This window comes from Achromobacter sp. Marseille-Q4954, from assembly GCF_943737025.1.
Classification (GTDB): Bacteria; Pseudomonadota; Gammaproteobacteria; order Burkholderiales; family Burkholderiaceae_B; genus Achromobacter; species Achromobacter bronchisepticus_A.
Map to the genome: position 1 here is coordinate 1,087,612 of NZ_CALSFQ010000001.1, position 14,950 is coordinate 1,102,561.

14 protein-coding genes are annotated in these 14,950 nt (G+C 63.5%); 5 read left to right on the top strand and 9 right to left on the bottom strand.

The features are described 5' to 3' along the window. Positions 1–176: 176 nt before the first annotated feature. The gene (gene icd / locus NGK62_RS05010; protein WP_054450062.1) at positions 177–1,433 is read right to left on the bottom strand and encodes an NADP-dependent isocitrate dehydrogenase; all 1,257 of its coding nucleotides are present in this window, start codon (positions 1,431–1,433) and stop codon (positions 177–179) included. 203 nt (positions 1,434–1,636) lie between these two features. Between icd and NGK62_RS05015 the strand changes: the two genes are divergently transcribed. Continuing rightward, positions 1,637–2,062: a DUF1841 family protein gene (locus NGK62_RS05015; RefSeq protein ID WP_042796603.1), complete on the top strand. Its 426-nt coding sequence runs from the start codon at positions 1,637–1,639 to the stop codon at positions 2,060–2,062. 384 nt (positions 2,063–2,446) lie between these two features. Here NGK62_RS05015 and NGK62_RS05020 read toward each other — a convergent pair whose 3' ends face one another. Both NGK62_RS05020 and NGK62_RS05025 read right to left on the bottom strand, forming a co-directional pair. Beyond that, a complete protein-coding gene (locus NGK62_RS05020) occupies positions 2,447–2,809 on the bottom strand; it encodes a c-type cytochrome (protein ID WP_054450058.1) in 363 nt (120 codons plus the stop codon). A 12-nt stretch (positions 2,810–2,821) separates the two neighbouring features. Beyond that, positions 2,822–3,175 (bottom strand): c-type cytochrome, encoded by a 354-nt coding sequence (locus NGK62_RS05025; RefSeq protein WP_013391872.1) that lies wholly within the window; start codon positions 3,173–3,175, stop codon positions 2,822–2,824. Positions 3,176–3,351: 176 nt separating this feature from the next. On the opposite strand from NGK62_RS05025, the gene NGK62_RS05030 reads away from it, so the two are divergent. Both NGK62_RS05030 and NGK62_RS05035 read left to right on the top strand, forming a co-directional pair. Next, the gene (locus tag NGK62_RS05030) at positions 3,352–4,233 is read left to right on the top strand and encodes an AAA family ATPase (RefSeq protein ID WP_059373789.1); all 882 of its coding nucleotides are present in this window, start codon (positions 3,352–3,354) and stop codon (positions 4,231–4,233) included. A gap of 41 nt (positions 4,234–4,274) precedes the next feature. Next, positions 4,275–5,447, top strand: a complete 1,173-nt coding sequence (locus NGK62_RS05035; protein ID WP_251877681.1) for a vWA domain-containing protein — start codon at positions 4,275–4,277, stop codon at positions 5,445–5,447. Between the two features lie 110 nt (positions 5,448–5,557). Here the strand turns inward: NGK62_RS05035 and NGK62_RS05040 are convergent, their stop codons facing one another. The 3 genes from NGK62_RS05040 to NGK62_RS05050 form a co-directional block, all read right to left on the bottom strand. Beyond that, positions 5,558–6,115 carry a GNAT family N-acetyltransferase gene (locus NGK62_RS05040; protein ID WP_118932862.1) on the bottom strand — a complete coding sequence of 186 codons (558 nt, stop codon included), beginning with the start codon at positions 6,113–6,115 and terminating at the stop codon, positions 5,558–5,560. A 115-nt stretch (positions 6,116–6,230) separates the two neighbouring features. Further along, positions 6,231–6,608 carry a hypothetical protein gene (locus NGK62_RS05045; protein ID WP_054450052.1) on the bottom strand — a complete coding sequence of 126 codons (378 nt, stop codon included), beginning with the start codon at positions 6,606–6,608 and terminating at the stop codon, positions 6,231–6,233. Between the two features lie 249 nt (positions 6,609–6,857). Continuing rightward, a complete protein-coding gene (locus tag NGK62_RS05050) occupies positions 6,858–7,457 on the bottom strand; it encodes a GNAT family N-acetyltransferase (protein WP_251877683.1) in 600 nt (199 codons plus the stop codon). A gap of 121 nt (positions 7,458–7,578) precedes the next feature. Between NGK62_RS05050 and NGK62_RS05055 the strand changes: the two genes are divergently transcribed. Further along, positions 7,579–10,335, top strand: coding sequence for a M16 family metallopeptidase (locus tag NGK62_RS05055; RefSeq protein ID WP_251879529.1), 2,757 nt, complete (start codon positions 7,579–7,581; stop codon positions 10,333–10,335). Positions 10,336–10,621: 286 nt separating this feature from the next. Next, positions 10,622–11,011, top strand: coding sequence for a DUF4148 domain-containing protein (locus NGK62_RS05060; RefSeq protein WP_251877685.1), 390 nt, complete (start codon positions 10,622–10,624; stop codon positions 11,009–11,011). A 284-nt stretch (positions 11,012–11,295) separates the two neighbouring features. Here NGK62_RS05060 and dnaJ read toward each other — a convergent pair whose 3' ends face one another. From dnaJ to NGK62_RS05075, 3 genes are all read right to left on the bottom strand, one after another. Next, the gene (gene dnaJ / locus NGK62_RS05065; RefSeq protein WP_059373782.1) at positions 11,296–12,423 is read right to left on the bottom strand and encodes a molecular chaperone DnaJ; all 1,128 of its coding nucleotides are present in this window, start codon (positions 12,421–12,423) and stop codon (positions 11,296–11,298) included. 109 nt (positions 12,424–12,532) lie between these two features. Then, positions 12,533–14,458 (bottom strand): molecular chaperone DnaK, encoded by a 1,926-nt coding sequence (gene dnaK / locus NGK62_RS05070; RefSeq protein ID WP_054450039.1) that lies wholly within the window; start codon positions 14,456–14,458, stop codon positions 12,533–12,535. Between the two features lie 80 nt (positions 14,459–14,538). Then, a complete protein-coding gene (locus NGK62_RS05075; protein WP_059373781.1) occupies positions 14,539–14,943 on the bottom strand; it encodes a thioredoxin family protein in 405 nt (134 codons plus the stop codon). Positions 14,944–14,950: the final 7 nt, after the last annotated feature.

Consider the following 14,950-nt stretch of genomic DNA (forward strand, 5'->3'; position numbering starts at 1 on the left):
CAATCAAGGCAGAATGTGACGGTTTATGTATGTGTTCCGTCAGAATAAGGGACAGCACCAGGGTTTTCACCAAGACTGCGCGGGGCGCTTGATCTAACGCAAGGCCCATAAAAAAAACGCAAGGCGCGCTTGCCTTGCGTTCTTTCGTCGTGGCGGCTTTTGAGCCGCGCTGTCGATTACATGTTTTCGATCATCACCTGGCCGAAGCCCGAGCACGACACCTGGGTCGCGCCTTCGAGCAGGCGCGCGAAGTCGTACGTGACCTTCTTGGACAGGATGGATTTTTCCATGCTGGAGATGATCAGGTCCGCGGCTTCGGTCCAGCCCATGTGGCGCAGCATCATTTCGGCCGACAGGATTTCGGAACCGGGGTTCACGTAGTCCTTGCCCGCGTACTTGGGCGCGGTGCCGTGGGTGGCTTCGAACATGGCGACCGAATCAGACAGGTTGGCGCCCGGGGCGATGCCGATGCCGCCCACTTGCGCGGCCAGCGCGTCCGAGATGTAGTCGCCGTTCAGGTTCAGGGTGGCGATCACGTCGTATTCGGCCGGACGCAGCAGGATCTGCTGCAGGAAGGCGTCAGCGATCACGTCCTTGACGATGACTTCGCGGCCCGTCTTCGGGTTCTTGAACTTGCACCACGGGCCGCCATCGATCAGGGTGGCGCCGAATTCCTTCTGCAGCAACGCGTAACCCCAGTCGCGGAAGCCGCCTTCCGTGAACTTCATGATGTTGCCCTTGTGCACCAGGGTCAGCGACGTACGGTCATTGTCGATGACGTACTGCGCGGCCTTGCGCACCAGGCGCTCGGTTCCTTCGCGCGACACCGGCTTGATGCCGATGGACGAAGTGTTCGGGAAGCGGATCTTCTTCACGCCGAGCTTGGTCTGCAGGAACTGGATCAGCTCCTTGGCCTGTTCGCTTTCGGCCATGTATTCGATGCCGGCGTAGATGTCTTCCGAGTTCTCGCGGAAGATCACCATGTTGGTCTTTTCGGGTTCGCGCACCGGCGAAGGCACGCCCTTGAAGTACGCCACCGGACGCAAGCAGACGTACAGGTCCAGCTGTTGGCGCAGGGCCACGTTCAGCGAACGGATGCCACCGCCCACCGGCGTGGTCAGCGGGCCCTTGATGGACACCACGTAATCCTTGACGACGTCCAGGGTCTCGTCAGGCAGCCACACGTCCGGGCCGTAGACCTTGGTGGCCTTTTCGCCGGCATAGACTTCCATCCAGTGGATCTTGCGCTTGCCGCCATAGGCCTTCTGCACCGCCGCGTCGACGACCTTGATCATCACCGGGGTGATGTCAGCGCCCGTGCCGTCGCCTTCGATGTAGGGGACGATGGGCTGATCGGGCACATTCAGCGAGAAATCGGCGTTGACCGTGATCTTCTGGCCGCCAGCGGGAACCTTGATATGTTGGTAGGACATGAATGCTCCATTTGCTCCGAGTGGTTTTTCTGCACGCGCCGGCATCGGGAAGCGTCCGTTCCAGCGGGGAAGATCGCCCTCAGGAACCACGCACTGGATGGCCGATAGCAACCAATTCTATATCGCAAAGAGGCCAGCAGGCCTGACGGCCCGCGCGCGGCGGTAAAATAATGCATCACCAGCCCGCTTTTCAGCCCCTTCAGATGTTCAATCCCTCACGCGACCAAGTCCGCGAATTCTTTATCGAAACCTGGCGCAAGCATCGCGCCTCCGAAGTGCTGACGCCGCTCGAGGCCATCGCGCTGGACTGGATCATCGAACATCCCGAGTACCACGGCGACCTCGAAAACCCCGAGGCCATGACGGCTGAATACTCGGTGGAAAAGGGCCGCACCAATCCCTTTCTGCACCTGTCCATGCATCTGGCCATTGCAGAGCAGCTGTCCATCGACCATCCGCCGGGAATCCGGCAGGCCTACCAGCAGTTGGTGGCGCGCAGCGACGCGCACCAGGCCGCGCATGAAATCATGGAATGCCTGGGCCAGGTGGTCTGGGAAGCGCAGCGCCTGGGCACCCCGCTGGACAGCGACACCTACATCGACCTGATCCGCCAACGCGCCAGCCGCTGAGCGCCGCCCCCGCGTCCAAAAGAAAGGCCCCCACGCTGCGCCTTCGGCTTGCTGCCCCCCGAGGGGGCTTTTTTTCCTTGGGACGGCCCGGCGGAAAAAGAAAAGCCCCCACGCTGCGCCTTCGGCTTGCTGCCCCACGAGGGGGCTTTTTTTCCTTGGGACGGCCCGGCGGAAAAAGAAAAGCCCCCACGCTGCGCCTTCGGCTTGCTGCCCCACGAGGGGGCTTTTTTTCCTTGGGACGGCCCGGCGGAAAAAGAAAAGCCCCCACACTGCGCCTTTGGCTTGCTGCCCCACGAGGGGGCTTTTTTTCCTTGGGACGGCCCGGCGGAAAAAGAAAAGCCCTCGACTGAGGGCTTTCTTGTTTGCGGAACGGTTCCGGCCGGCTTACCTGCGCACGCCCAGGTCGCTCGGCTGCGCCGACAGCCAGGCCGCCACATTGGAGATGTCCTGGTCGGACAGCTGGGTCGCGAACGCGCCCATGATGGGGTTCTTGCGCACGTTGGCCGTGGCCGCGCTGCCGGAGGCGCCGCGCTTGTAGGCCTTCAGGGCGTGGACCAGGTAGTCCGCGTGCTGGCCGGCCAGCGTCGGATAGGCCGGATCCACGGCCGTCTTGGCGTCGGCGCCGTGGCAGGAAGCGCAGTTGAATTTGTCGAAGACGGCCTTGCCGGCCGCCAGGTCCTGCGCCTGGGCGGCAACGCCCGTCATGGCCAGGGTCGCGCCCGCAAGGGCAAGCATGTAGCGATTCATGTGTTTGCCCCCTTACTTGAGATTCGAGTAGTACGCGGCCAGATCGGCGATGTCCTGGTCGGACAGGCTGCCGGCAATGGCGTCCATCGTGGGATGGCTGCGCGCGCCTTTCTTGTACTCGTTGAGGGCGGTTTCGATGTACTTGGCGTTCTGCCCAGCGATCATCGGCACGTGGTACAGCTCGGGAAACGTTGCCTTGTAGCCTTCGATGCCGTGGCAACCGATGCACATGGAAACCTTGTCGCGGGCGTTCTGGACATTACCGACCACTGCTGCGTCTGCAGCAACAGACTGGCCGGCGATCGCACAGGATGCCATCGCGGCCAACACGGATACCGTGTACTTCAGAGAGGTTCGCAACTTCATTGGAATGGCTCTTCTTGGTATGGCTAAGGACTAGGGCCTGCTCACACGAAAAGGCCCTCGGCAAACACGTTGCGGGTCGAACCCAAAGCAAAACCGCCTGATTGTACGATAATTGCTCAGGATTAATACCTTTACCATGGTATTGATCACCGTCAAATCTCAGAAGCCATCAGACCATGTCCGCAGCCCAGTCCGCTACTTCCGCCTCGCCAGACCGCTTCGACGGGACCGACAACTATGTCGCCACCGATGACCTGAAACTCGCCGTCAATGCCGCCCTCACCTTGCAGCGTCCGCTGCTGATCAAGGGCGAACCCGGCACCGGCAAGACCATGCTGGCCGAGGAAGTGGCGCGCGCGCTGGGGCGGCCGCTGCTGCAGTGGCACATCAAGTCCACCACCAAGGCCCACCAGGGCCTGTATGAATACGACGCGGTGTCGCGCCTGCGCGACTCGCAGCTGGGCGACGAAAAGGTCCGCGACATCCGCAACTACATCGTGCAAGGCACGCTGTGGCAGGCCTTCCAGTCGGCCGAGCCGGTGGTCCTGCTGATCGACGAGATCGACAAGGCCGACATCGAATTCCCCAACGACCTGCTGCGCGAACTGGACCGCATGGAATTCCACGTGTACGAAACGCGCGAGACCATCTCGGCGCGGCATCGTCCGCTGGTCATCATCACGTCCAACAACGAAAAGGACCTGCCCGACGCTTTCCTGCGCCGCTGCTTCTTCCACTACATCCGCTTCCCCGACCGCGAGACCATGCGCGACATCGTGGCCGTGCACTATCCGCACCTGAAGCAGGACGTGCTGCGCGCGGCGCTGGACACTTTCTTCTCGCTGCGCGACGCGCCGGGCCTGAAGAAAAAGCCGTCCACATCCGAACTGCTGGATTGGCTGCGCCTGCTGCTGGCCGAAGGCTCGACCGCCGCCGAGATCGACGCGCACACGGCCACGGCCGTGCCGCTGATGGCCGGCGCGCTGCTCAAGAACGAACAGGACGTGCACCTGCTGGAACGCCTGGCAGCCATGACGCGCGGCGGCCAGCGCCGCTGATCCGCCAGCAACGTTCCGCCAGCAACTACCGGCAGCCGCAAATGCTGATCGACTTCTTCTACCATCTCCGGGCGCACAAGCTGCCCGTCTCGGTCAAGGAATACCTGACCCTGGTGGACGCCTTGCGCCAGGATCTCATGGCGCCCACGCTGGACCAGTTCTACTTCCTGGCGCGCGCCACGCTGGTCAAGGACGAGGCGCTCTACGACCGCTACGACAAGGCTTTCGGCGCCTACTACAAGGGCATCGCGGCCGCCCTGCCCCCAGGCAAGGAAATTTCGCTGGACTGGCTCATCAGGCAGTTCGAAAAAAGCCTGAGCCCGGAAGAAAAAGCCGCGATCGAAAAGCACGGCTGGGACAAGCTGATGGAGCTCTTCAAGGAGCGCCTGGAGGAACAGAAGGAACGCCATGCCGGCGGCAGCAAATGGATCGGCACCGGCGGCACCTCGCCCTTCGGCAATGGCGGCTACCACCCCGAGGGCATACGCGTGGGCGGCGACTCGGCCGGCAACCGCAGCGCGGTCAAGGTCTGGGACATGCGCCAGTTCAAGGACTACGACGATCAGGTCGAGCTGGGCACGCGCAACTTCAAGGTGGCGCTGCGCCGCCTGCGGCGCTTCGCAAGGCAAGGCGCCGAGATGGAACTGGACCTGGACGACACCATCGCCAGCACCGCGCGCAATGCCGGGCACCTGGACCTGCGCATGGTCCCCGAACGCCACAACACCGTGAAGGTGCTGATGCTGCTGGACGTGGGCGGCAGCATGGACGACCACATCGGACGCGTCGAAGAACTGTTCTCGGCGGCGCGCAGCGAGTTCCGCAACCTGGAGGTTTACTACTTCCACAACTGCCCGTACGAAAGCCTGTGGCAAAGCAACCGCCGGCGCCAGAATGAACGCTTCGACACCTGGGACGTGCTGCGCAAGTACAACCCGGATTGGCGCCTGATCATCGTCGGCGACGCCACCATGAGCCCCTACGAAATCCTGCAGCCGGGCGGCTCGGTCGAACACTACAACAAGGAGCCGGGCGCCGAATGGATGCGCCGCCTGCTGGACGCCTGGCCCAAATCGGTCTGGCTCAATCCCGAGCCCACCGCGTCCTGGCAATACCGCCAGTCCATCGCGCTGATGCGCGACATCATGCAGGGCCGCATGTACCCCGTCACGGTCGCCGGTCTGGAACAGGCCATGCGCGTGCTATCGAAGTAGGATGGGTGTAGCGCGACAGTCCCCAGGCAAGAACTCCGAAGCCCGTCGCACGCAACCCATCACGCGATGGCAAGACCCGTTCCCGACAGCGATGATGGGTAAACGGGTGTTCATCCATCCACAGGTTGTTCCGGCGTATCCAGCGTCAGCTGGTAGAACGCCAGATCCAGCCAGCGTCCGAACTTGAAGCCTGCCTCGCGGATGGTGCCCGCATGCTTGAAGCCCAGCTTCTCGTGCAGGCGGATGCTGCCCTGGTTGCTCGCGTCGATGCCGCCGACCAGCACGTGCACCTGATTGACGCGCGCCCGCTGGATCAGCTCGCGCATCAGCGCCTCGCCCAACCCCAGTCCGCGAAAACGGCCGTCCACGTACACGGAATGCTCCACCGAATACTTGAAGGCCGGCCAGGCGCGGAAGGTGCCGTAGCTGGCGAAGGCCATCAGCTCGCCGGCCGCGTTCTCGTACCCCAGCACCGGAAAACCACCCTGCCGCTTGGTCTGGAACCAGCCCTGCATCGCCTCGCGCGGCCTCGGCTTGTAGTCGTACAGCGCGGTGGAATTGACGATGGCGTCGTTGAATATGGCCAGTATCTGGTCGGCATGACGCTCATGCGTGCAATCGACCAGGGTTGCGCCATCCGGCGCGCGGGTTTCGGCGTGCGTAGTCATGGCGCAAATTGTAGCGACCCGCGCAGCCTTGCGGCTATTGGGTCCGCGGCCGCTACGGACAAAAAAAACCGGCGGAGCCGCCGGTTCAATTGGATCTTGCCGCTTCTGGCCACTCTCAGGCGGCGCGGCTCTCAGCAGATCGGGCGGCGGGCGGCTCGCCACGCAAGCCGGGGCAGTTGCGCCATGCAAGCTCATCCGCATCCATATCCAGGTCGAACAGATCGTTGGCGGCGGGCCAGGGATGGCTGCGCGCCGCCGCGCCTTCCATTTCCAGCACGTGCCCGGCGAAGCCCCGTGGCGAGCCGCCGCACTCCGCGAAATATCGTTGTGTGCTCAAGTCCACCACATAGGTGGTCATGTCATGGGTCAATATGGCCACGAATTGGCCGTCATCACTGGCATAGGCGTACTGAAACTGTCCTTTGATCCCGTCGCCGCTCAATGGGCTGCCGGTCAATTGGGACAAGGCACGCGTGACGATCTCGGTCAGCATGGGTCGTTCCTCCGGTAAGTGCGCCGGCAGGATGCCGGCGGCGAAGGCGCGAACGACAAGCACCGGCGCCGCGCAAAAAGCGGCGTCTGGCGTTGGACGGGAAGCCTGTGGGCGGGCTGTCGCGCATCCCGTCAGCAACTGGTACTGCGTCCTGAAAAGCTTACACCCGCAGGGCGGGATACCTCAAATCAGCCCGGAAATTCGCCATTCCGCATTGCAGCATCCGGGATTGGCGGCGCTCCTGGCGCCTTATGCCGCCGCAACCGGCGTGGAGCCTGCTTCTGCGTCACCATTTTCGCGTCCGCGCCAGGCCTCGCGCCCGATCCGGTACAGCACATGCCGGCGCAAAGGATGCCCCAGCGGCACGGCGGGATGGTCGAAGCCTTCCGGATCCTCCTTCATGCCCAAGCGGTCCATCACCGCGCGCGAGCGCAGGTTGCCCGTGGCCGTGAAGGCCACGATCTCATCCAGTCCCACCTGCTCGAACCCCGCGCGCAAGGCCGCCTCGGCCGCTTCGCTGGCATAGCCCTTGCCCCAGTGCCGCTGCGCCAGGCGCCAGCCTATCTCCACGCCTGGCGCGAACGGCAGGGTGGGCGCCAGAGGCTTGATGCCGACAAAACCGATGAAAGGCGCCACGCCCGGCGCTTCCACGGCCCAGAAGCCCCAGCCATGCTCGTCGATGCCGGCGGCCAGCCGGTCGGCAAGCGCATCGCTTTCCTGTGCATTCAGCGGCAGCAGGTACTCGGCGACGCGGGGGTCCCGGTTCAGCGCCGCGAAAGGTTCACGGTCGGCGGCGCGCCATTGGCGCAGCACCAGGCGCGGCGTTTCGACTTCCAGGGATAGAGACATGACGGACTTCCTTGCTTGCGGTCCGGGGCCGCGCGCCGCGGACAACACCGCGCCGCGCCCCTGAACCATTGCCAACGTATACACTCCAACGGATTCTGCCATGCCAAAGGAATTGTCTGCCATGCGCCTGTCCCTGTCGAAGCTGCCGCGCCCGCTGAGCGTGCTGCTGTTTTCCTCCTTCCTGGCCTTTCAGGCCGGCGCCGCCAGCCTGCCGGCGGGCGTCTCGGAGGCCGCCTCGATCGAAGGCATCACCGAATACCGCCTGGCCAACGGCCTGAGAGTGCTGCTGGTTCCCGATGAATCCAAGCCGTCCACCACCGTCAACATGACCTACCTGGTGGGCTCGCGCAACGAGAACTACGGCCAGACGGGCATGGCGCACCTGCTGGAGCACATGCTGTTCAAGGGCACCTCGACCACCCGCAACGCCATGGGCGAGTTCTCGCGCCGCGGCTTGCAGGCCAATGGCTCGACCTCCAGCGACCGCACCAATTATTTCGCCAGCTTCGCCGCCAACCCCGACACGCTCAAGTGGTACCTGGGCTGGCAGGCCGACGCCATGGTCAATTCCCTCATCGCCAAGGAAGACCTGGACTCGGAAATGACCGTGGTCCGCAACGAAATGGAAAGCGGCGAAAACAGCCCCTTCCGCATCCTGATGCAGAAGATGCAGGCCGCGGCCTTCCAGTGGCACAGCTACGGCAAGAACACCATCGGCGCCCGTTCCGACGTCGAGAACGTGGACATCGGCCAGTTGCGCGCCTTCTATCACGAGTACTACCAGCCCGATAACGCCGTGCTGATCGTAGCGGGCAAGTTCGACCCGCAAGCGACCCTGGCCGACATCGAGGAAACGCTGGGCAAGCTGCCCAAGCCCGAGCGCAAGCTCCCGCCCGAGTACACGGTTGAACCCGCGCAGGACGGCGAACGTTCCGTGACCCTGCGCCGCACGGGCGGCACGCCGCTGGTCGCGGCCATGTACCACATCCCTGCCGCCGGCAGCGCCGACTTCGTGCCGCTGGACCTGGCCGCCACCATCCTGGCCGACACGCCCTCGGGCCGTCTCTACCATGCCCTGGTTCCGACCAAGCTGGCCTCGGGCGTGTTCGGCTTCACCATGGAAAACCTGGACCCGGGCCTGGCGATGTTCGCCGCCCAGCTGACGCCGGGCAAGAGCCTGGACGCCGCCATGAAGGCGCTGACCGGCACGCTGCAGACCCTGGACAAGAAGCCCTTCACGCAGCAAGAGCTGGACCGCGCCCGCAGCAAATGGCTGACTGCCTGGGAACAGACCTATAGCGATCCCGAACAGGTCGGCGTGGCGCTGTCCGAAGCCATCGCCGCCGGCGACTGGCGCCTGTTCTTCCTGCAGCGCGACCGCGCCCGCAAGGCCACGCTGGCCGAGGTGCAGCGCGCCGCAACTACCTACCTGGTCCAAAGCAACAGCATCGAAGGCCGCTACATCCCCACCGAGAAACCCGTGCGCGCGCCGCAGGAGCAACGCGTGGACCTCACGGCCATCTTCAAGGACTACAAGGGCGATCCGGACTTCAAGGCCGCCTCGGCCTTCGACCCCACGCCCGAGAACATCGATAAGCTGACGCAGCGCAAGAAGCTGGACCTGCCCAACGGCCCCGTGCAGTTGGCGCTGCTGCCCAAGGCCACGCGCGGCAACCGGGTGCAGGCGCAGATGCTGATCCAGTTCGGCAATGAAAAGGACCTGCTCGGCCAACGCGTGAATTCCAGCGCCGTGGCCGACCTGCTGACCCGCGGCACGGCCAAGCTGTCGCGCCAGGACATCCAGGATCGCCTGGACAAGCTGCAGGCTGAACTCGGCTTCAGCGGCGGCGGCACCACGCTCAAGATCGCCATGTCGACCAAGGGCGAAAACCTGCCCGAACTCACCGCACTGGCATTGGACATCGTCCGCAACGCCAACTTCCCCAAGGAGCAACTGGAGGAATATCAGCGCCAGCTTGAAACCTCGATCCAGAACGCCATGACCGAACCGTCGGCGCTGGCCGGACGCGCGCTGGCCCGCCAGGACAACCCGTGGCCCGCCAATGACCTGCGCTACGTGCCGACCTTCGAGGAATCGCTGGCCGGCGTGCGCGCCCTGAACCGCGACGCCCTGGTCAAGTTCCATTCCAAGTTTTACGGCGCCGGCAACATCGAGTACTCGGCGGTTGGCGATTTCGAGCCCGCAGCTGTGGAAAAGGCGCTCAAGACCGGACTGGCCGGCTGGAAGAAGGCGCCCGCCTACACCCGCGTGCCCAACCCGTACCGTGACATTCCCGCCAAGCAGTTCGACATCGACACGCCGGACAAGGCCAATGCGTTCTACATCTCGCGCATGCCGCTGAAGCTGCAGGACACGGACGCGGACTATGCCGCGCTGTACCTGGCCAACTACCTGTTCGGCGCCTCCGAAACCTCGCGCCTGTGGAACCGCGTACGCGAAACCGACGGCCTCTCATACAACGTGCGCAGCTCGCTGTCGGTCTCGTCGTTCGAGCCCTCCGCCAGCTGGACCATGTACGCCATCTATGCGCCGCAAAACCGCGAGCGCCTGGAAAAGGCCATCGGCGAAGAACTGGCGCGCGTGCTGAAGGATGGCTTCACGGACAAGGAAATCTCGGACGGCATCACGGCCCTGCTGAACTACCGCAACCTGGCCCGCGCCCAGGACGACGTCCTGGCCAGCACCTGGCTGGATTACATGCAGCGCGGCCGCACCTTCGCCTGGTCGGCCGACATGGACAAGAAGATCTCTGCGCTGACGGCCGATTCGGTCAATGCCGCTATGCGCAAGACCCTGCGTGCGGACGGCTTCAGCACGGCGGTTGCCGGCGACTTCAAGAAGAAGGCGGCGCCCTGAGCAAGCCTGTCCCCTCTGGAAAGCCCCGCTGCGGCGGGGCTTTTTTTGGCTTTCCGACCTGGGCCAGTTCACCAAAATTCACTGGAACGCCCCCTGACTATGCCAAAAATGGATGAAATCATAAAAGCGAACATGATTACTCGATTATTTGGAAAGATGTTTTCAAGGAATACGGGTTTATCCCAGGTGGGATAGCGATCACAATTCAGTCATCGGGAACACACAACGAACCACGACGGAGGGCCGCCGGATTCGGTCCCCAACCAAGACGAATTGGAGGTCTACCATGAAAACCCTAACCACCACCCTGCTGCTATCCCTGGCCCTGGTTGGCGTTGGCGCCCAAGCCGCCGGCGTTGAACAAACCAAGAGCAGCGCCCAGGTCGCCACTGAACTGCAGCAAGCCAAGATCAGCGGCCAGTACACCTTCGGCGAGCTGGACTACCCGCCCGCCCTGCCCCAGACCACCAGCCTGAGCTCGCAGGAAGTGCAAGCCCAGCTGCAACAAGCCAAGATCAGCGGTCAATACACCTTCGGCGAACTGGAATACCCGGCGGCCGTATCCGCCCCCGCCAGCGCCAAGAGCCGCGCTGAAGTCCAGCAGGAACTGGCGCAAGCCAAGGCCAGCGGCCAATACACGTTCGGCGAACTCGAGTACCCGCCGATCACCCGGTGAGCTGCTTGCTGTGGCCCGGCCGGCCTCGGACGGCATCATGGTTTGAGGCCGGTTTTTATCGGCGACAGCGGCGGTAGAAGTAGCAGTAGAAGCAGTAGTAGCTGTGAAAGTAGCAGTAGAAGCTGAAGTTTGAAGTTGAAGTTGCAGTACTCGCAGTAGCAGTAGCAATGGACCGCGGCGCAAGCCGCGGTCTTCTCATATGCGCACCGCCCGTGCCTCGACGTCCTCTTCAGGCAAAAAAAAGCCGCGATCATGATCGCGGCTTTTTGCATGCTTCAGCCAGTTCAGCTGAAGAATTCCTTCACCCGGTCGGTCCAGGACTTGCTTTGCGGCGAATGACGGTCGCCGCCATCATTCAGCGAAGCCTCGAACTGGCGCAGGATGTTCTTCTGGTCGTCGCTCAGGCGCACCGGCGTTTCCACCACCACGTGGCAGTAGAGGTCGCCCGGATAGCTGCCGCGCACACCGCGGATGCCCTTGCCGCGCAGGCGGAAGGTCTTGCCGGACTGCGTGCCCTCGGGGATCGAGATCTCGGCCTTGCCGCCCAACGTCGGCACCTGAAGCTCGCCGCCCAGCGCCGCCGAGGTGAACGGGATGGTCAGTTCGCAATGGAGGTCGTCGCCGTCGCGCTGGAAGATCTTGTGCTGCTTGATGTGGATTTCCACATACAGGTCGCCCGGAGGGCCGCCGTTGATGCCGGGCTCGCCGTTGCCGCTGGAGCGGATGCGCATGCCGTCGTCGATGCCGGCCGGAATCTTGACCTGCAGCGTCTTGTTGCGGCGGATGCGGCCCACGCCGTCGCAAGCGGGGCAGGGATCGGTGATTTCCTTGCCGTTGCCATGGCAGGTCGGGCAGGTCTGCTGCACGCTGAAGAAACCCTGCTGCATGCGCACGGCGCCCGAGCCGCCGCAGGTGCGGCAGGTCTTGGGCGAGGTGCCGGCCTTGGCGCCGGAACCGTGGCAGGTGTCGCAGTTTTCCCAACTGGGCACGCGGATCTCGGTGTCGAAGCCGGCCGCGGCCTGCTCCAGCGTGATTTCCAGCGCGTACTTCAGGTCGGCGCCGCGGTAGACCTGCGGGCCGCCGCCGCGACGGCCACCGCCGCCGCCGCCGAAGATTTCGCCGAAGATGTCGCCAAAGGCGTCGGCGAAACCGCCACCCATGCCGCCGCCCATGCCGGCGGAGTTGGGGTCCACGCCCGCGTGGCCGTAGCGGTCGTACGCGGCGCGCTTCTGATCGTCACCCAGGACCTCGTAGGCTTCCTTGGCTTCCTTGAACTTCTCTTCGGCTTCTTTGCTGTCCGGATTGCGGTCCGGATGGTACTTCATGGCCAGCTTTCGATAGGCCTTCTTGAGGTCGTCGTCCGAGGCGTTCTTCGCAACGCCCAGGACTTCGTAATAGTCACGTTTTGCCATGATCCGTGGGCTCGAAAACGAGCCTTCTTTTCAGTGCTACAGAATGAGTACGCCCGGTAGGCGGATTTCTCCGGCTACCGGGCGGCAGAGGCAGGTCAGCGCCCGGCCATTATTGGTCGCGCTTGACTTCCTTGAAGTCGGCGTCGACGACATTGTCGTCCACCGGCTTCGCGTTGTCGGCCGCTTGCTGCTGGCCGGCGGCTTGCTGCGCCTGCATGTCGGCGTACATCTTTTCGCCCAGCTTCTGCGAAACCGTCGACAGGGCTTCCACCTTGGCGTCGATCGCGGCCTTGTCGCCGTCCTTCAGCGTGTCTTCCAGTTCCTTGATGGCGGCTTCGATGCCTTCCTTTTCGGAAGCCTCGAGCTTGTCGCCATACTCGGTCAACGACTTGCGGGTGGCATGCACCAGCGCATCGGCCTGGTTGCGCGACTGAGCCAGTTCGGCGACGCGGTGATCTTCCTCGGCGTTGGCCTCGGCATCCTTGACCATGCGCTGGATCTCGTCTTCCGACAGACCCGAGTTGGCCTTGATGGTGATCTTGTTTTCCTTACCGGTGCCCTTGTCCTTGGCGGACACGTGCAGGATGCCGTTGGCGTCGATGTCGAAGGTGACTTCGATCTGCGGCATGCCGCGGGGCGACGGCGGGATCCCTTCGAGGTTGAACTCGCCCAGGGCCTTGTTGCCCGCAGCGATTTCGCGCTCGCCCTGGAACACCTTGATCGTCACGGCCGGCTGGTTGTCGTCAGCGGTCGAGAAGGTCTGCGAGAACCGGGTCGGGATGGTCGTGTTCTTCTGGATCATCTTGGTCATCACGCCGCCCAGGGTTTCGATGCCCAGGGACAGGGGGGTGACGTCCAGCAGCAGCACGTCCTTGCGGTCGCCCGACAGCACGGAGCCCTGGATGGCGGCGCCAGCGGCGACGGCTTCATCGGGGTTCACGTCCTTGCGCGGATCCTTGCCGAAGAATTCCTTCACCTTTTCCTGGACCTTGGGCATGCGGGTCATGCCGCCGACCAGGATCACGTCGTCGATGTCGGAAACCTTCACGCCGGCGTCCTTGATGGCCACGCGGCAGGGCTCGATCGTGCGTTCGATCAGTTCTTCGACCAGCGCTTCCAGCTTGGCGCGGGTGATCTTCAGGTTCAGGTGCTTCGGACCCGAGGCATCCGCCGTGATGTACGGCAGGTTGATTTCGGTCTGTTGCGCCGAGGACAGCTCGATCTTGGCCTTTTCAGCGGCTTCCTTCAGGCGTTGCAGGGCCAGCACGTCCTTGGACAGATCAACGCCCTGTTCCTTCTTGAACTCGGCAATGATGTAGTCGATGATGCGCTGGTCGAAGTCTTCGCCGCCCAGGAAGGTGTCGCCGTTGGTCGACAGCACTTCGAACTGCTTTTCGCCGTCCACGTCGGCGATTTCGATGATGGACACGTCGAACGTGCCGCCGCCCAGGTCATAGACGGCGATCTTGCGGTCGCCCTTTTCGGTCTTGTCCAGGCCGAACGCCAGCGCCGCAGCGGTGGGTTCGTTGATGATGCGCTTGACTTCCAGACCGGCGATGCGGCCGGCGTCCTTGGTGGCCTGGCGCTGGCTGTCGTTGAAGTAGGCGGGCACGGTGATGACGGCCTCGGTCACTTCTTCGCCCAGGTAGTCCTCGGCGGTCTTCTTCATCTTGCGCAGCACGTCGGCCGACACTTGGGGAGGCGCCATCTTCTTGCCGCGCACTTCCACCCAGGCGTCGCCGTTGTCGGCCTTGACGATGGCATAGGGCATCAGGTTGATGTCCTTTTGCACCGCCTTCTCTTCGAACTTGCGGCCGATCAGGCGCTTCACCGCATACAGGGTGTTACGCGGGTTGGTCACGGCCTGGCGCTTGGCCGGCGCGCCGACCAGGGTTTCGCCATCGTCCATGTAGGCGACGATGGAGGGGGTGGTGCGAGCGCCTTCCGCGTTTTCAATGATTTTGACCTGCCCGCCGTCCATGACAGCCACGCAGCTGTTGGTCGTGCCCAGGTCAATGCCAATAATCTTGCTCATGGTCGGTTACCTTGATTGAATCTATGAAAATAGGGAGAAACTTCTTGTCCCCACATAACTGGGGCTGCCCGCAGGGTTTTTCAAGACGCCTGGCCGGATTTTTCTACAGCCGTTTCCTGCAGGCGGCGCATGGCCGCGGTGAACTGCGGCAGGCCGGGCCAGCCGGTGACGCGGCCCAGCCGCTTGCCGGCGCGGTACAGCACGAAAGTGGGGACGCCATGCAGCGAGAAGCGCCTTCCCAGCGCTTCGTCCGCGTAGACATCGGCTTCGAACCAGGTCAGCCCCAATTCCAGCAGCGCGTCCCGATGCAGCAAGGCGGTCTGCTTGAAAATATTGCAGTTATAGCAATCCTGTCCCCAGAGGAACACGCAGCGCAGATCCGTCCCCGGCGCCTGCACCACCGCCGCGTCGAATCCCTCGGTGTCGACATGGCGCATGCCGAACACCTGGAATATCTGGGCGGGGTCGAACCGGGGATCCGTCATGGCGCGC